The organism is Candidatus Bathyarchaeia archaeon (genome assembly GCA_041447175.1).
Taxonomy (GTDB): domain Archaea; phylum Thermoproteota; class Bathyarchaeia; order Bathyarchaeales; family Bathycorpusculaceae; genus JADGNF01.
In genome coordinates this window covers 2,407,073-2,423,810 of the sequence record CP166960.1, presented here as the reverse complement: position 1 = coordinate 2,423,810, position 16,738 = coordinate 2,407,073, and the positions used below count along the sequence as shown (strand labels likewise).

The following is a 16,738-nucleotide window of genomic DNA, read 5'->3' as shown; positions in this document are numbered from 1 at the left end:
ACTGAAGGATGAACCTTGGAATTAATTATCATTCGAAAACAATGCGCCCCGCATATTGTTTCAGCAAAGTACATATTCGATAAGGTTGTTTGCCGAAATAAGAATTTCGATTGAACAGCCCGTTACCGCTCAAAAAAGGCTCCCCTCAGATGGTAAGCCGACTTTTCCGCCATTTTTTCTGCCATAAAGGAGAAAGGATATCGTGCAAACTGAAAACAGCAGAAAAAGTACCCAAACTTGGAACTCGGGGACAGAAGAGACAGGCATCTTAATTGTTACGGCATGCGTAGAATGGGGGTAAGTAAAATACAGTTGCCACGCATCACCTGCTGAAGAAACATTGCAGTCAACCTGCACTCCGTCAATAAACACGCCAAAGGCAGTCATGTTCTCGATAATTGATTTTGAGATTACGAATCTTACGTACCCGCTGGTTCCTGAAGAGCCGCTTACCGTGAAAGCTATCTCGTTTGAAGTTGAGTTGAAAGACAGCGACGAGAGAGTGGAATTGGATTCCGCCAAGAACAAAGTTTCACCGACCCCTTGGACGACGCTAACGTTCTTAACGTCAAAGGTCCCTGCATACGCTGCATCACCTGACCATGAAGCTTTAATTGTGAAGGCGCCTGTGGCGGTGGGCATCCAAGTTGCAGAGTAACCACCTTGAAGGTCAGTTGTTGAGGTAGTTACGGGCACATAACCTGCCACGTCAGGTATGAGACAGGACACCACTATCATCGCGCCACTTATAGGCTGGTTTTCAGGATTAGTCAACACGCCCTCTATGTTGATTTTGTTGCCGACACTTGTTGCCGATACATCACTAGAGATTGAAAGCTGGGACGGAGGCAAAACTCTCACCGACCCAATTTTAAAGGAAGACCAAGAGGTGCTAACAGATTCAGGAATCAAAGAGTTGCCAATAGCTTTAGGAATCCAAAAGGCAGGTGGATGACCAAAACCTATTGTGTCAGGTCGTAAGGTTGACTCATGAGTTGCGATCAGAGAGCCATTCAGATAGAGACTGTAGACGCCGTGGGATAAATCTAATCTTATCGTAAGTGGCTTCGTGTCGTAGCCAAATGGACTCCAATATAAGTCCTGTTTGTAGGTTACGTTTTCGAAGAAGAAGACATTAAAGCCGATTTTAGTATCAGCCCAAACCTGCAAAATGTTTGCATACACCGTTTCTTTTGAGACAGGCTCGAATGAGCCATGGGAAACCCACAAGCCGCTGCCCCAGCCACTGACTTGGTCGTAGGTTATGTCGAATTCTAAAGCAAAATCTCCAGTTGTTGGAAATGGGTTAAGAGCGCTGGTTATAATAGGAAAGCTTGAACCGTTGCTTGCAAGAGACACGTAACTGTTGTTTACTTTTATGCTCCCGCCGTAAGCTGGGAAGCTGGAGATGTTTAGGTTTTCTTGGACAATCCATTTCGCTGGATCTATGGTGTTACCTTCGAAGTCATCGGTGAAAAACATTTGAGAACTCTCAGCTTCGGCTGTGGGTAAAAAGTGTGTTGAAACGGCGAAGGTAACTAGGGAAAACACGAGGAGAACAATTAAGAAAAAATTTTTCATATTGCCTGATCACCCAAGCAATTAGACATGTTCATAGTTTTAACTCTTCTTGGAGAACAATGTGTTCTTCAGCGAGAACACCACAAAAGCAAGCAATTTCTGGGCTGGTTTCAAACCAAACGTTATATAATCTAACTTAGCTTTTTGTTAGAGACGACACCTGAGGCGCCATGATAAAAATCAGACTGGACGTGGATTACCCGTACCCTTCGCGGATGCAAAGCTTCCTCTTCACAGCCCTCAGCCTACCTCCCAGCAAAAACTACGACAAAAACGCCAAGATAATCGCAAAGATGGTTAACCAATCCCAAAAAGAGGTCAGGGCATACTGGTTTTTCACCCCCTACACAATCCCCGACAAGGAACTGCTCTCGCTCCTGCACCCTGAGAGGCATGAAGTTGCATTGCATGTCGCCACTAAACCGTATGTTGAATGGGAAAACTTGGAAAAAGCCACAGGGCGAAAAGTGAAGTACTACACGGTGCACGGAACTGCCCGACTGCTTGCGCGTCTGATGTGGAAGCGTAAACTCTGGGAAGCAAGAGCGCCTATCCCTGCGGGGTTCCCGTTGAAGTCGTTTTACGATTTCCCCACCTTGGGCTTAGACTTGTTGTGCCACACTAAACCCACTGAGCAAGCGGTGAAAGCTGCACTGGAAAGCATCGCCAAAGGGGAAGTTTTGCATGTGCATCCTGAGTGGCTGTTTGAGCGGGGAACCTTCAATCACCGAGGACCTTACTATGAAACCCTCAAAACGCTTCTGGAGGTGGATGGGGAGCTTGAAGGGTTGGCGGTGCAAAAGAAGGGCTTTCTTAAAGTCGCCAAGTACCAAGAACAATACGAATACATCAAAGACGCGCCCATTTCAAGCGGGTTTTTTGGGAAAATCGTCGACCGCGACGCAGACATGTTTACGTTTGTGGAGCGTAAATGGTGCAGTCCACTAAACAAGCCTTCTAGCAGTTGGCTGAAAGCGGAAGACAACATAGCCCTGTTGCAGATAATTCCCTACGAGGCGTGGCTGGCTAAAGTGGGCAAGAAAACCCGCAACATGGTCCGCAAAGCCCAAAAAAGCGGCGTACAAACCGAAGTGGTGGAGCCCACAGAGCAGTTAGCAGAGGGCATATGGAAGATTTACAATGAAACTCCCATTCGTCAAGGCAGGGCGTTTTCGCATTATGGGATACCGTTAGAGCATGTTAAAGCGCTGGTGCGTTCAGCCACAAACAGCACCTTCATAGCTGAGTCGCTTGAGGGGGAGGTTGTGGGGTTTGTGCAGCTTGTCCATGGCGACCAGCTGACGGTTATGGCGCAGATTCTTTCGCTTCAAAAACACTGGGACAAAGCCTTAAACAACGCCTTAGTGGCAAAGGCGGTGGAGGTTTGCGCAGAAAAAAACGTGCCGTGGCTCATGTATGGCAGAATGGGCAACCACCCCTCCCTTGACATGTTCAAAGAAAACAACGGCTTCTCCAAATACAACCTGACGCGGTATTATGTGCCGCTGACCAAGAAGGGGCGTTGGGCGGCTAAACTGGGGCTGCATAAAGAGGCAAAAGATGCGCTGCCGCAGGCGCTTAAAGGCCCGCTCATACCCGTGTTTAACTGGGTTAGCCGTACCAAGATAAAAATCAAAAGGCGGTAACTTCAAGGGTTAAAGGAGCAGGGCGCTTAGGAGTTTGTTGAGTTCTTCGCGGTTTTTGACGCTGCGAAAGATTGCTTTGCCGCTGCTGTAGAGGCGGAATGAGATGCCTTGAAAGGTGAGTTCGTAGATTATGCCTTGGAGGCTGTTTTTGAGGGTGGCACGTTTGAGGATGTTTGCGATGGCTTGTTCTTTCTTTTCGTAGCGGAAAGTGACGATGACGTCTTTTTCTGCGCCGCAGGTTCCTTCCACATGCCCCACGAAATCGTCCAAGGTTGCCATTAGAACTGCTCAATCTCCTTTAACACTTCTACGAAGCGGTCGATTTCTTCTTTGGTGTTGTAGATGTAAAAGCTGGCTCGGGCGCTGGAGGACAAGTTGAAAATCTGGTGCAGGGGCTGGGCGCAGTGGTAGCCGCTGCGTATCATAATGCCGTAAGTATCCAAGAAGAGGGCGACGTCGTGGCTACTTAAGCCCTCCACACCAAAAGGCATGATGCCGCATTTGAGGGAAACATCCGTGGTTCCGTAAAGTTTGAGTTTGGTGCAGCAGGAAAGCATCTGCTGCATCGCGTAGGCGGTTAATTCTTTTTCGTGACGGAAAACCTCTTCCATGCCCAACCGTTGCAGGTACTTGATGGCTGCCGCCAACGCGGCGCTGCCACATATGTTTGGGGTACCTGCCTCAAACTTCCATGGCGGGTCATTCCAGCTTATGCCACAACGTTCCGTCTGCAGGTCTATGGTGACTTCCCGTATCATTTCGCCGCCTCCTTCAAAGGGAGCCATCTGCTCCAGCAACGCCTTCTTGCCGTAAAGCCCACCGATGCCTGTTGGCCCCAGCATCTTGTGTCCTGAAAACGCCAAGAAATCGGCATCCAAATCGGTCACATTCACGGGCATGTGAGGCACAGATTGGGCACCGTCGACAAGCATGAGCGCGCCGTGTTCGTGGGCAACTTTGGCGACTTGTTTAACGTCGTTTATGATGCCGCTTACGTTGCTGACTTGGCTAAGGCTGGCAAGTTTGGTGTGTTTGGAAAATTTAGCCTCAAAATCCGCCATGTCTAAAGTGCCGTCTGGGTGGACTTTGCCGTATTTTACGGTGGCTCCTGTAATTTTAGCTATGAGTTCCCAGGGGACGATGTTGCTGTGGTGCTCCATCATCGACAACAGCACCTCGTCGCCTGCTTTGAGGTTGGGTAGTCCCCAGCTGTAGGCGACAAGGTTGATGGCTTCGGTGGTGCCTCGGGTGAATATGACTTCGGCGGATTCTTTGGCTCCAAGAAATTTGGAGACTGTTTCGCGTGCGCCTTCGTGAAGTTCTGTTGCTTCTTGGCTTAGCGTGTGTACGGCGCGGTGGACGTTGGCGTTGTGGTTTTCGTAGAAGTCTCGTTCGGCGTCGATGACTTGCTGGGGTTTCTGTGTTGTTGCGGCGTTGTCGAAGTAGATGAGGGGGTGGTTGTTGATTTTCCGCTTCAGAATTGGGAAATCGGCTCGAACCTTGTGGGGGTCAAACATGTTTACTTTTTCTCTTCCTCAGTCTTGAGCCGTTTGGAGAGCATCTTTGCAAGTTCCTCTTCTTCTAGGGCTTGCTTTTCCTCAAACGTGTGGTCCTTAGGCAGCCAGTCGGGGGCTGAGCCTTTCTTTTCGTAGTAGAGCCTCACTGCCCGCTTTAACGCGCCCACCGCAAGGACGCCGCAGTGGAATTTTATGCTGGGCAAGCCGCCGACTTCCTCGGTGACTTTCTTCCAGGTGATGTCTTCCCAGGCGGATTTGAGGGTTAAGCCTTTTATCATTTCGGTGACGATGCTGCTGGTGGCGATGTTGGCGGCGCAGCCGTAGCTTTCGAAAGTGGCTTTTTCGATGACTTCGTCGGGGGTGATTTTGAGGTAGAAGGTAACCATGTCTCCGCACGCAGGGTTGCCTGCGACCGCCACGACTGAGGCGTCTTCCATTTTGCCGAGGTTTTTGGGGTTACGGAATAAGTCCAGAACTTTGGGGTTGTAAGGTAGGGGTACACGTGACATGTTAGTCAACTCCTGTTGAGCCCACTATGCCTCTGATTCGCTCCACGGAGCTAGGAATCGAATCCAAGACATGGTTAATATCTTCTTCTGTATGATACCGTGTGGTCTTCATTAGGATGCTGCCATGAGCCTCACTGAAGTGCCGCCCAATAGCGACGAGAACGTGGCTGGGTTGCAGAAGCCGCCTGCTGCAGGCGCTGCCGCTGGACACGTACACGCCTTTGAGGCTGAGCTCAATGGTGAGCGCTTCGCCTTCGCAACGCAGGAAGCTGATGTTGGCGTTGTCAGGGCTGCGTTTATCGCCTTTTGCGCCATTAAATTTCACATCCGTCATCGAACCCAAAATGCCATCCACCAGCTTATCCCGCAGAGAACGCATCTTGGCAACGTTAGCGTCAAAGGTGCTGAATGCAAGTTCAGAAGCTTTCGCAAAGCCCATGATGAGTGGGGTGTTTTCGATGCCGGGCCACATTTTCTGGGTGCCGATGGGTCCTTCAATTATGCGCTCCACGTTTATGCTGTCATTAATGTAGAGAGCGCCAGTGCCTCGGGGACCGAGGATTTTGAAGCTGCTGATGGTTGCCATGTCGACTTTGAGGTCTTGCACGTTAAAGGGGATTCTGCCGTAGGCGTCGGAGGCGTCGGTGTGGAAGATGGCGGCGGGGTTGCGGTCTTTGACGATGTCAACAGCCTCTTTGATGGGCTGGATAGTGCCGATTTCGTTGTTCACCATATGGATGCTGACCAAGGCGGTGTCTTTGTCGACGACTTCTTTAAGCTTCTCCAAGTCAAGGGTGCCTTCGGGGTCCACGGGGACTTTGGTGGTTGTGTAGCCCTGCTTTTTGAGCAGGTCAGTTATGTTGAGGACGTTTATGGGCTCTATTTCGCTGATGACAAGTTTTTTGCCCTTCTGCGGATTTGCCGCTAAAGCACCCGTCAAGGCGAGGTTGTTGGCTTCGGTCTCGCCGGGCGTGAAGTTAATTTCTTCCAAAACTTTGGCGCCGAGGGTGTTGGCGATTTGCTGGGAGGCGGTCATGATGGCGGTGAAGGCTTCCCAGCCGGGTTTGTGGGTGAGGGTTGGGTTGCCGTAGGCTTGTTTGTTGAAGTAAGTAAGCATGGCGTCGAGGACTTCCTGCGGTGTCGCGGTGCTGTTTTCGTTGTCAAGGTAAACTTCACGTTTTATGCCTTCGTGAAGTTTGAGAAGTTCTTTAACGTTTTCTACCACACAATCACGTCCATACAGAAGAATAAATTACGGGCTTATACCTTAGTGTACTGCAGAACAACTAAAAAAACCTTAGCAAAACAAAAAAGGCTAAAGAAACAGCATATTTCTGTATACAAAAGCATCAACCAACTACACAAAACCAGCACCCAACCAAAGGCAAAAGAGGCATTTTTAGCGAAAAAACACTATTAACCTCCACTTCACCATAAATTCAAACACAAACTAACCCATTTGTGGCGCACAAACTTGAAAGTAGCCGAACTCGACATCCCACTACAGCTTAAGGAGCTTATCTTGCAGGGCGGAATTGTGGAGCTTTTCCCGCCGCAGCAGGAAGCCGTCGAAGCGGGAGCCCTACAGGGCAAAAACTTGGTGCTTGCCAGCCCCACTGCATCGGGGAAAACGTTGGTCGCCGAGCTTTGCTGCCTCAAACACGTCCTTGAACGTGGAGGTAAAGCCGTCTATCTCGCGCCGTTGCGGGCGCTTGCCAGCGAAAAATATGACGACTTCCAACGTTACACCAAACTCAAAAAACCCGACGGCAAACATGTTAGCGTCGGCATCAGCACGGGCGATTTTGACAGTGGCGACCCATGGATGGGCAGGTATGACATCATCATAACCACCAACGAAAAAGCCGACAGCCTACTGCGGCACCGTGCCAAGTGGATGGACGAAATCGGGTTGGTTGTGGCTGACGAGGTGCACTTGCTTAACGAGGCGGAACGGGGTCCCACCTTGGAGGTTGTGTTGGCTAGGCTTATGGAGGTCAACCCTGACATTCAAGTCCTTGCCTTAAGCGCCACCATGGGTAACGTGGACGAAATCGCCGCTTGGCTCAAAGCCCAATACGTCATCACCGAGTGGCGCCCCGTCAACCTCAAAGAAGGCGTCCTGCTCCACGACGAAATCCAATTCAAAGACGGCGACGCCCGCAAAATCGAACGCAAAACCAGTAACGACACCGTAAACCTAGCTCTTAACACGGTGAAGACTGGGGGGCAGGCGTTGGTTTTTGCCTCCACCCGCAAGAACGCAGCTTCAATTGCCAAAAAAATCGCGGATCAGACAGGCAAAGAACTCAGCAAACTTGCGAAAAAAACCTTGGAGCATGAAGCGGAAAGAATTCGGGTTGCTGACGAGAAAACGCAGCTTAGCGAGACACTTGCGGATTTGGTTAGGTGTGGGGCAGCTTTTCATCACGCGGGGCTGGCTGGGGCGCACCGCAAAATTATTGAGGACCTGTTTAGGCAGGGCAGAATTAAGGTTTTGGCTGCGACGCCGACGTTGGCGTTTGGCATGAACTTGCCCGCCCGAGTCGTCATTGTCCAAGATTACCGCCGCTACGAGGCAGGCTACGGTTACTACCCCATCAGCGTCTTAGAATACAAACAGATGGCAGGACGCGCGGGCAGACCAAAATACGACAAAAACGGCGAATCCATCCTCATCGCCAAAAACGCCGACGAAGAAGACTATCTCTTGGAAAACTTCATCCTCGCCCGCCCCGAACGCATCTGGAGCAGGCTGGCGGTGGAGAAAATCCTGCGCGGACACGTTTTGGCGACGGTGGCGTCGGATTTTGCACACACGGAAAACGGCGTTTTTGAGTTTTTTGGCAAAACGTTCTATGCGCATCAGTACGGCATGAAAGCCATCAAAACGGTCATAGCCAACATCCTCAAGTACCTCTTCGACGAGCAGCTGCTGTACTTGGACAAGGGGAACTTGTATGCGACGCCGCTGGGCAAACGTACCAGTGAGCTTTACATTGACCCTGTTTCCGCTGTGACCATCCGTGAAGCCCTCAAAAACAAGCCTGAATGGGTCACCGAACTAAGCATGCTACACCTCATCACACACACGCCTGACATGGGACCCGTTATGCGTCCCTACGGTGAAGAAATCGAAATCATAGCCGTCCAAGCTGAACAGCACCGAGAGGAGCTTTTTGTTCCGCCGCCTAACGAGTGGGATGACCAAATCGCCTTCCAAGAGTACCTTGGCGAACTTAAAACCGCCATGATTCTCAACGCGTGGATTGAGGAAACCAGCGAAGAACAACTCATGAACAAGTACCGCGTACAACCCGGCGACCTGTACCGTATAATCGAAAACGGCAAATGGCTACTCCACGCCACGCAGGAACTGGCGGAGCTGCTTAAACACAAAGAGCTACTGCCCCTAATTGACGAGTTAAATGAGCGCGTCGCCAAAGGCATCAAAAAAGAACTGCTGCCCATCGTCAAGCTGGAGGGCGTGGGACGCACCCGCGGCAGAGTGCTCTTCAACGCAGGCTACCAAAGCGTTGAGGATGTCAAGCGCGCCTCGTTAGACGAGCTAACTTACTTGCCCACTATTGGGCCTAGACTTGCCAAGAAGATTAAGGCACAGGTCGGCGGCTTTGTCAAAAAAGACCAGTGGGAACAGATGGATAAGGTAGAAGAGTGGAAGCAAAAGTCGCTATCTGACTTTTAACTTTTAACTGCCCTTCGCAAAGGTTTCTGCCTGCTTCACTGCCGTTCCTAAGTAGCTTTTTGGGTCAAGGGCAGCGTCGATTTCTTCGCAGCTAAGTGTCTTATGCACAAACACATCCGCCAAAAGGACCTCTCGGAAGGGCTTCTTGTCCAGTTCACTGACGATGGTGAGTTTACGTAGGAACTCGTGGGCTTCCTGACGGTTCATACCCTTGCGTGCCAATGCCATCATGACGGACTCAGACATGCATCTGCCCTGCGTTATGCCAACGTTCTGCAGCATCCGCGCCTCGTCCACCCGCAAATTCGACACAATCCCAATCATAAGAGAGAGCAGGTAGTCGGTGAGTATGCAGGTTTCAGGCAAGATGAAACGTTCTGCCGAGGACTGGGTGAGGTCACGTTCATGCCAAGTCGTCACATCCTCAAGCGCGGGGATAGTGAGGCTACGTACGATGCGGGCTAAGCCGCATACGCGCTCGCAGGTTTCAGGGTTCCGCTTGTGGGGCATGGTGGAGCTGCCTACCTGTTTTTTTGCCTCAAAAGATTCGAAGAGCTCGCCGATTTCAGGTCTGGCTAACTCGCGGATTTCAGTTGCAAAATTATCCAGCGAAGAAACCACCAAAGCCAAGTCGCAGACGAGTTCGGCGTAGCGGTCACGCTGCACAATTTGCGTGGAGATTTCTGCTGCCTCCAAGCCCAAGCGGTTCATTACGATTTCTTGGATACGTTCCGCATTGTCACCAAGGCTTGCTTGTGTGCCGACGGCGCCGCTCACTTTGCCCACCAAGACGCGTTCGCGGCATTGGCTAAGCCGTTGTAGGTGCCGTTGGACTTCGTAGCCCCAGACGGCAAACTTGAACCCTAACGTAATCGGAAGCGCATGTTGCCCGTGGGTGCGCCCCATCATGACCGTTGCCTTGTAACGTCCAGCCTTCTCCTGCAAAATCACCTTCAAGCATGCCAGCCGCTTCTCGATGATTCCCACTGCGTCTTTGAGCTGAAGAGCGTTGGCGGTGTCCACTATGTCGTAGCTGGTCGCACCCAGATGCACATAGGCGCCGCTGGAGCCGCACTGCTCCGCCAAAGCCCGCACCAGCGAGGCGATGTCGTGTTTGATTTCTTTCTCGATTTCTTTAACCCGCTCCACTTTGACGAATTGGGTGGAGGCTTTGGAGGCGATTTCTTGGGCGTCCGCTTTTGGGATGTCGCCGACTTCGGCGTGTGCCCAAGCCAAAGCTGCTTCTACGTCGAGCAGTTTTTGGACGCGGTTTTCCTCTTGGAATACGGTGAGCATTTCGGGGGTGCCGTAGCGACCGGTATCTATGGGTAAGATTGGCAAGGTGTATGTCTCCTACAGTGATTATGCAGGTTAAACATTAATGTCTTACCAAACCGTATAGTGAACCCTGTTGATGGAGGGTAAAAATGAAGACCACACTGGCAGTTCTGGACAAAACAGGCAAAAACGTGGCACCGACAGTTGCGGAAGCACTAAAAAACGTTTACTCTGAGGCTAAAACGTTTACTTTGGCAACACCCCACGAAGTAGCCACGGGCAAAGAGGCAGTTCAAGGGATAAATTCGTCGGTAGCTATCGGGGCAGCATCCACAAGCAACAAACCAGAAAAGCAGATGCGTAAACTCAAAGACGCAACCCTTGCCTTTGAAGGCAGAACATACGCACCCAACACCAAAGAAGCACTAGAAAAATACTTTCCAGAAAAAACTCAAATGGGCATCGGCACAGCAACGGAGGCGTTCCTAAGGGAAGCGGAAGGGGACTTTTCCATCTTGATAGCCCAAACTGGAAAGCTTCTGGCAGCGAGGGACCCTGTAGGTGTGGAACCTCTATACTTTGGAGAAACAGAACAAGTAGCGGCGTTGGCTTCTAACCGCAAAACCCTCTGGAAACTGGGCATACAGAAGCCTCAGTCGTTTCCGCCGGGGCACTTAGGAACTGTAACCCCTGAAGGGTTTGTGTTTAAACCCGTCCAAACCTTAGCCTTCGCCGAACCCAAGCCCATAACCATGCACCAAGCAGCGGAGGAACTGCAGAGGCTGCTGGAGGATTCGGTTTGTATGAGGGTTTTGGGGCAGAAAAGTGTGGCAGTCGCCTTCTCGGGTGGATTGGACAGCAGTTTGGTTGCCTGCTTGGCTAAACGATGCGTTGAGGAAGTCCAGTTGGTTCACGTGAGCTTAGTGGATCAGCCTGAAACGGAAGAAGCCAAAAAAGCAGCGGCAGAGCTGGGGTTGCCCTTGCAGGTTCATCTATTTACGGAAGCCGAGTTAGAAGAGGTCATCCCCAAAGTGGTGGGGCTCATTGAGGAGCCTGACCCCATCAAAGCAAGCGTTGGGGTACCGTTTTACTGGAACGCACAAAAAGCCTCCAAATCAGGTTTTGGGGTGATGCTTGCTGGTCAAGGAGCGGATGAGCTTTTCGGAGGCTACCAACGCTACGTCACGCAGTACCTGCAGCAGGGAAACCAGCAGGTTAGGCAAACCATGTTCCACGATGTGGCAGTCATTCATGAAAGCAACATTGAGCGGGATGAAAAAATCTGCCGAGCGCATGAGGTGGAGTTGCGGCTGCCATTTGCCTCCATGCAAGTCGCTGCGTTTGCGATGCGTTTGCCCACGGAGCTAAAGTTTGAGCACAAAGCCGACACGTTACGGAAGCTGGTTTTGAGGAAAACCGCGGAAAACCGCGGATTACCAAAAAGCATTGTTGAGAAGCCCAAGAAGGCGGTGCAGTACAGCACAGGAATCAGCAACGCACTCAAACGGTTAGCTAAGAAACAGAACCAAACCTTAGCTGAATACATAAACAAGCTGTTTCTTGAAACAAAAAACTGAAACAAAAAGCAGATTAGACGAAAAAGCAAGAAGAGAAACCAGTTAAAGAAAAGGTAGAGTCAGTTAACTGCCTCAGGGAAGCGTTAACCAACGCGGACGCGTTTGGACCGTTACAGGGCGCCTACTCGATGACTTGGATTGCACCTTGTGGGCACTGTGCTTCGCATGCGCGGCAAACGAGGCACTCGTCAACCTTGACGGGTGTAGATTTGCCGTCTTTCATTTCGTAAACGCCTACTGGGCAGGTGTTTACGCAGGTTTCGCATCCGTTGCATTTATCGTCAACTACGATTTTTACCATGTTTCATACCTCTATTAATTTTTATCAAAAGCTAAAAAGAGGGATAAAAGCGTTTAGGTGAGTTATTGCAGTTCTCCACGTAGCCTTGAGAGGAGTCCGCTGATTGCCTCGTCCGCTTTGTCTCTACGCCGCTCCAACTCAGATAGCTGTCTGTTGTAGGTTTCCAGCGAAATTTCAGCAGATTCATGACGCGCCTCAAGGGTCTGCAGGCTCAATTCAACCTCGTTAAGTTCCACGTCGGCAGCTTCGATTTGTCGAGCAATTTCAGCGTAGCTTCCTCCTGCACTGCTCAGAATTGCCTTAACGTTAACAATTGTGTGCATGAGGGATTCGATGCGAAGCTCTAAGGTTCGACGTTGCACTTTGTATCGGCGTCTTGGAATTCTGCCGTGTCGAGCGCGGGCGTCAAGTGCTCTTAGCTCACGGTTTAATTTCTGTTTTTCTTCGTAGGCTTCAACAAAATCCTGCAGATGCTCTGAACTTAAAGCTACGCCAACAGGAGCTTTTGGCAAAGTGACCTTTGGAGCAGCGACTCTTTTGACCTTTGTTTTGGGTCGTGTCCAAACTGCAACAAACACTGCGCCTACAAGACCAATTGCCCACATCCAAGTGGTTGGACGGAAAGCAATCCACAGAGAATTATAAGTGAAGGCTACAGAAACAACATCGGAGGATACCACGCTGTTAATGAAGCTGACCCCCGCTTTGTTGATTGTTACGGATTCTTGGAAGGTACCCCGCAGTAAGCCAGCAGAAGCCCCAAGCTGAGAAAGCTCTGGAAAAGTAATGGTTGCCCCTTCAGGAGGAGTCACAGTCACGGAAACGGCGTCAACATAGTAATTGAAGTAGGGAAAAAGGTCCACGTCCAAAACATATTCGGAGGGCTGCGTTGGGGAAATGCTGGGTAAAGAATAATCTAGGATCAAAAGGTTGGATGTGTCGATGCCAATTGGAGCCTCCAATGTAACGTTATAAACCAACACGAGGCTGTTGGATTGCTGAACCGAAGCAGACAGAAGCCGCCCAAATTCGTCTCGTGCAACCACGTTGGAGGCATTAAGGGGCAGGTTGAGGAGGAAAGAGTTTATGCTTCGGGTGGAATTGTTGTCGATTTTGTAGGTGTCGGTGCAGGTTACGTCGCCTGCAGGGTTTATGTTAAGTTGACGGGTTAGGGTGAGAATGTTTACTTCTTGAATGACGCCAGCTGAGGCAGAGATGCTGGCGGTTGCGGGGGAATATGTGAAGGCGGGGAGGTTTTGTTTGGTGTATGTTGTAGCGTTGACTACGCCGTCGAGTTTGTCAATGCCAACTATTGACGCTCCCGAGGGGAAAGTGAGGTTTCCGTGGTAGCTGGAAACTGGTTGGCTGAAACCCAAGTATGCTGGGAAGTCAAGGGTGTACCCGTCTGATGTTGTAATCAAAGCGTCGTTAGACAACACAAAAAACACGGTGAACGCCGAAGTCCCCGAGGGTAAGGCTACACTTACCCCATAAAAGCCGCTCTGACCTTGCAGTTGAACACCAAGGGTTACAGGAAGAGCATTGTTGTTGCTGTCGTATGCTGTGCCTTGAAGAAGGTAAGAGCCGTATCGAAATGGAAGCCCAAGGTCAAATGTGCTGGGGGCTGAACCTGAAAGCTGAATTTTCTCGGTTATCACAACATGACCCGAGTAGAGAACCCGAACATTATGCTCCACATCCTGTATTGTGTAGGTTGAGGTTTGGGCGTTAGCTTCTTGAAGGTTGAGGGAAAAAGGCAAGATAATGACCATTGAGAGAACAATTAACGCAAAGACTACGGCAGTTTTCTTCATCTGAATTCCTCAAGACATCAGTTTTCTCTACTTTAACGTGACCTTGTTTATTTACTTTTAGACCATGGTTAGCACTGGACATATTTAGACTTTCGTGTAATTAGGACAAACGAAGATGCATCTTATAGAAAAACAGCGGCTGTAAAAAGGCGTTTAAATAGACAAAAAAAGGAGAGGGGGTGGACTCTATTTTTTCCTCACGATGAGAACGGCCACAACTATGATGAGCACAACCAGCAAAGCGGAAACTGCATAGAACGCTTCAGGAGGCAAAGAATTTGCCGAAGAAACAGTTGCAGAGGAGGATGACCCATCTGATGGCCCGCCTACACCGATAGCTGTTTGCGAGGATGAAGCCCAGTAAGAAAGAGAACCCTCAAAACTGGCTACAACCGTGTATTCACCACTTGCTTGTGGAGTCCACATCTTTTTGAACATACCATTAGAGTCGCTTGTAACATAGCCTAAATCTTCGGTGTTGCCGTTTGGACCGATAGCCGTCAAATGCACTTGCACGCCAGTTGCGTCGGGCTTGGGATGCTGCATCAGCAGGTACTCCATCCATTCATCCATGTATTGGTCTGCGATTGCAGGGGTTCCAGCCATCGGAACGCCCAAGCTGGTTTTGCCAGGGGATTGGTCGGTTATGGTGCCTTGTATCAGGATTGGCGTGCCTTGGGGTTGAACAGTTTGTGGCGCTGAGACTGTGGTTGCTGTTTGACCTTTGCCAAAGCAGTAGATGCGACCGTCGCCGTAGTTGTATATCACTAAGTAACCGTCTGCGACTGCGCCGTATTCGTACCAGCCTGTGAGGTTCCAGAGGTTTTCGCCTGAAGTTGCGTCAACTGCGTAGAGTTTTTCGCCTCGGTAAAGCGGGGTGTCAGGGGAGTGTTCACCGTTACCAGAGTAAACTACGCCGCCAGCAAGGATTACGCCGCTCCACATTGGGTAGGTGCCATAGGGGGTTTCTAGCCCTGGATTGTCGCTTTCTGCGTTCCAAAGGTTGGTTCCAGTTTTTATGTCGTAGCAATGGATGGCTCCGTCGTAGGTTATACAGTAGAATTTGCCGTACCCGCCGACGTTTAAGTTGCCCGTGCCAGACATGTACATAGCCCACGCATTAGTCAAAGGCAGATTTGGTCCCCAAACCTTGTCGCCTGTATCCATGCTGTATCCACACCATGTGAGGGTTTCCTTCTCGTATTCTACCCATATACCGTCGTTCATTGGACCAGAAGTCAAGCTGGCGATGGTGTGAGTTTTTGGTCCCCACTTCATGTTTCCGTTTGTGTCAAAGCCAAAGGAAGTTATCAAGTTTGGAAACACTGTTGTGTCCGCGGCCTGCACTAGGATGCTGCCTTCACCGATTTTTCGGATGCTTGATCCAGCAATCACGTTTGCGGTTACGTTCCATTGCCAGCCGTTGTTGCCGTCAAGGGTTGAACCCACGGGGGGTCTCCACTGCCAAGCGCCGGTGCTTGCGTTATCTGGGGGTGGGATGCAGGCAGTTGAGTTCCACATGGCTAACCATTTGCCGTTTGCGTTCAGCTGGTAGACCAAGATTTCGCCGTTGGGTCCAAAAACGGTTGTTCCGCTGGGCGGGTTCTTTATGTCCAGTATCCAGTTGCCAGTGAATGCGTCATACATAGACCATGAGGGGGCTGTTTGTCCCAGAGTGCTGCCGCTGGTTCGCCAGAGGTAGGGGATTGCGCCGTGCTGGTTGGGGGTGTCAACTTCGAGGATTTGACCCATGTTTACGCCGGGGTTGAGGTAGTTGTAGAAGCCGCCGGTTACCTGCTGTGCCGAGGTGCTGTTTTTGAACCATAGGATTTCGCCTGTCCGCAAATCCACACAGTTGTATCCGTATCGGGGTGGGTCAGGTGTGTTGTAGTAGAGTTTCCCATTGATTATCAGGGGCGGGTTGAACTTGTGTTCGTATTGGACGCCGGTGTAGTAGTCTTTGTCTCCTAATTCGCCTCCTACAAGGCCACCATCAGCAATTGGTAGTGTCCATAGTACGTGAGAAGATCGTGGTGCGGTAGTGTAGGGATTAAATTTCCCGTTGCTTGCGGCGTTGTTAGAGCCCGCCATCAGCCAGTTTCCTGCGATTGCTCCCCAGCTTCTCATTTCAGAGTTTATGGGGCGTTCCCAATACCCTGAAGGTAATTCAAATTCAGGGTAAGGTTGAATTTGTTCTTGCTGAACCAGCAAAGAAACAGGTTGGCTTTGCCCAGGTTTGTAGTAGTTATCAACGTTGTTGCCGTATCGGTCTATACCAGTGATTTGTTGACCAGGATAGTGCATTTGCAGAGTGTATGTGCCGAGTTGGTCGGGAGTGTAGAAGAAGCCGATGTTGGAAATCGGGTCAGCCACGAAGGGACCCTGAGTTTCGGTACTGCCGTCGGGTTTGGTGATTGTAACAGTTATGTCGCGGAAGCGGTCGCCTTGGGCACCAGATGCTGTTGGAGTGACCCAATTAACCCAGCCTACAACGGTAACTTGTTGGTTAATTCCTGTGGGGTTAGGAGCAACACTTAGGAAGCAATAGGTATCGATATCCAGAGTGGCGTTGGTAACGGAAGTTCCAGCCATACAAGCAGACAAAGAAAGAGACAGAATCAAAATAGCAACAACTGTCGTTTGTTTAGTCAGGTTTTTCATTTTCTCTCTCCGTTTTATTTAAAGTAGTTAACGTATATTTTTGGATGACTTTATAAAACTTGGCACTGTATTCATGGAGCGTCAAAAAAGCTGCAGCAACAAACATCGAAAAGTGAGCCTTGTAGCGCAGTTTACCAGAACGAAAACC

At 50.3% G+C, this 16,738-nt stretch carries 12 protein-coding genes; 3 read left to right on the top strand and 9 right to left on the bottom strand.

Annotation, left to right across the window (positions count from 1 at the left end):
• Window positions 1-129 precede the first annotated feature (129 nt).
• On the bottom strand, window positions 130-1,581 hold the full coding sequence (locus tag ACBZ72_12480) for a hypothetical protein (GenBank protein ID XES76974.1): 1,452 nt from the start codon (window positions 1,579-1,581) through the stop codon (window positions 130-132).
• A 170-nt stretch (window positions 1,582-1,751) separates the two neighbouring features.
• Here ACBZ72_12480 and ACBZ72_12475 point away from each other — a divergent pair, with 170 nt between their 5' ends.
• The gene (locus ACBZ72_12475) at window positions 1,752-3,227 is read left to right on the top strand and encodes a GNAT family N-acetyltransferase (protein XES76973.1); all 1,476 of its coding nucleotides are present in this window, start codon (window positions 1,752-1,754) and stop codon (window positions 3,225-3,227) included.
• Window positions 3,228-3,236: 9 nt separating this feature from the next.
• Here ACBZ72_12475 and ACBZ72_12470 read toward each other — a convergent pair whose 3' ends face one another.
• The 4 genes from ACBZ72_12470 to ACBZ72_12455 are packed head-to-tail and all read right to left on the bottom strand — an operon-like array spanning window position 3,237 to window position 6,478.
• Complete coding sequence (locus ACBZ72_12470) at window positions 3,237-3,506, bottom strand: hypothetical protein (protein ID XES76972.1); 270 nt, start codon at window positions 3,504-3,506, stop codon at window positions 3,237-3,239.
• Window positions 3,506-4,744: a cysteine desulfurase gene (locus tag ACBZ72_12465; protein ID XES76971.1), complete on the bottom strand. Its 1,239-nt coding sequence runs from the start codon at window positions 4,742-4,744 to the stop codon at window positions 3,506-3,508. Before ACBZ72_12465 ends, ACBZ72_12470 begins: the two co-directional genes overlap by 1 nt.
• Window positions 4,745-4,746: 2 nt before the next feature.
• A complete protein-coding gene (locus tag ACBZ72_12460) occupies window positions 4,747-5,253 on the bottom strand; it encodes an iron-sulfur cluster assembly scaffold protein (GenBank protein ID XES76970.1) in 507 nt (168 codons plus the stop codon).
• A 1-nt stretch (window position 5,254) separates the two neighbouring features.
• Complete coding sequence (locus ACBZ72_12455; GenBank protein XES76969.1) at window positions 5,255-6,478, bottom strand: cysteine desulfurase family protein; 1,224 nt, start codon at window positions 6,476-6,478, stop codon at window positions 5,255-5,257.
• Between the two features lie 249 nt (window positions 6,479-6,727).
• On the opposite strand from ACBZ72_12455, the gene ACBZ72_12450 reads away from it, so the two are divergent.
• Window positions 6,728-8,959 carry a DEAD/DEAH box helicase gene (locus ACBZ72_12450; protein XES76968.1) on the top strand — a complete coding sequence of 744 codons (2,232 nt, stop codon included), beginning with the start codon at window positions 6,728-6,730 and terminating at the stop codon, window positions 8,957-8,959.
• Between the two features lie 3 nt (window positions 8,960-8,962).
• On the opposite strand, the gene purB is transcribed toward ACBZ72_12450, so the two are convergent.
• Complete coding sequence (gene purB, locus ACBZ72_12445; protein XES76967.1) at window positions 8,963-10,300, bottom strand: adenylosuccinate lyase; 1,338 nt, start codon at window positions 10,298-10,300, stop codon at window positions 8,963-8,965.
• A gap of 86 nt (window positions 10,301-10,386) precedes the next feature.
• Here purB and ACBZ72_12440 point away from each other — a divergent pair, with 86 nt between their 5' ends.
• The gene (locus tag ACBZ72_12440; protein ID XES76966.1) at window positions 10,387-11,814 is read left to right on the top strand and encodes an asparagine synthase-related protein; all 1,428 of its coding nucleotides are present in this window, start codon (window positions 10,387-10,389) and stop codon (window positions 11,812-11,814) included.
• Between the two features lie 121 nt (window positions 11,815-11,935).
• Here ACBZ72_12440 and ACBZ72_12435 read toward each other — a convergent pair whose 3' ends face one another.
• The 3 genes from ACBZ72_12435 to ACBZ72_12425 all read right to left on the bottom strand — a co-directional run bounded on the left by ACBZ72_12435 (window position 11,936) and on the right by ACBZ72_12425 (window position 16,590).
• A complete protein-coding gene (locus ACBZ72_12435) occupies window positions 11,936-12,115 on the bottom strand; it encodes a 4Fe-4S binding protein (GenBank protein ID XES76965.1) in 180 nt (59 codons plus the stop codon).
• 62 nt (window positions 12,116-12,177) lie between these two features.
• On the bottom strand, window positions 12,178-13,929 hold the full coding sequence (locus tag ACBZ72_12430; GenBank protein XES76964.1) for a hypothetical protein: 1,752 nt from the start codon (window positions 13,927-13,929) through the stop codon (window positions 12,178-12,180).
• Window positions 13,930-14,115: 186 nt separating this feature from the next.
• Window positions 14,116-16,590 carry a PQQ-binding-like beta-propeller repeat protein gene (locus ACBZ72_12425; protein XES76963.1) on the bottom strand — a complete coding sequence of 825 codons (2,475 nt, stop codon included), beginning with the start codon at window positions 16,588-16,590 and terminating at the stop codon, window positions 14,116-14,118.
• Between the last annotated feature and the right edge of the window lie 148 nt (window positions 16,591-16,738).

Bases quoted from the DNA above. Each gene is read 5' to 3' on its own strand.
- ACBZ72_12480 (XES76974.1), bottom strand. From the start codon at position 1,581: ATGAAAAATTTTTTCTTAATTGTTCTCCTCGTGTTTTCCCTAGTTACC.
- ACBZ72_12430 (XES76964.1), bottom strand. From the start codon at position 13,929: ATGAAGAAAACTGCCGTAGTCTTTGCGTTAATTGTTCTCTCAATGGTC.
- ACBZ72_12460 (XES76970.1), bottom strand. From the start codon at position 5,253: ATGTCACGTGTACCCCTACCTTACAACCCCAAAGTTCTGGACTTATTC.
- ACBZ72_12435 (XES76965.1), bottom strand. From the start codon at position 12,115: ATGGTAAAAATCGTAGTTGACGATAAATGCAACGGATGCGAAACCTGC.
- ACBZ72_12425 (XES76963.1), bottom strand. From the start codon at position 16,590: ATGAAAAACCTGACTAAACAAACGACAGTTGTTGCTATTTTGATTCTG.
- ACBZ72_12475 (XES76973.1), top strand. From the start codon at position 1,752: ATGATAAAAATCAGACTGGACGTGGATTACCCGTACCCTTCGCGGATG.
- ACBZ72_12470 (XES76972.1), bottom strand. From the start codon at position 3,506: ATGGCAACCTTGGACGATTTCGTGGGGCATGTGGAAGGAACCTGCGGC.
- ACBZ72_12440 (XES76966.1), top strand. From the start codon at position 10,387: ATGAAGACCACACTGGCAGTTCTGGACAAAACAGGCAAAAACGTGGCA.
- ACBZ72_12465 (XES76971.1), bottom strand. From the start codon at position 4,744: ATGTTTGACCCCCACAAGGTTCGAGCCGATTTCCCAATTCTGAAGCGG.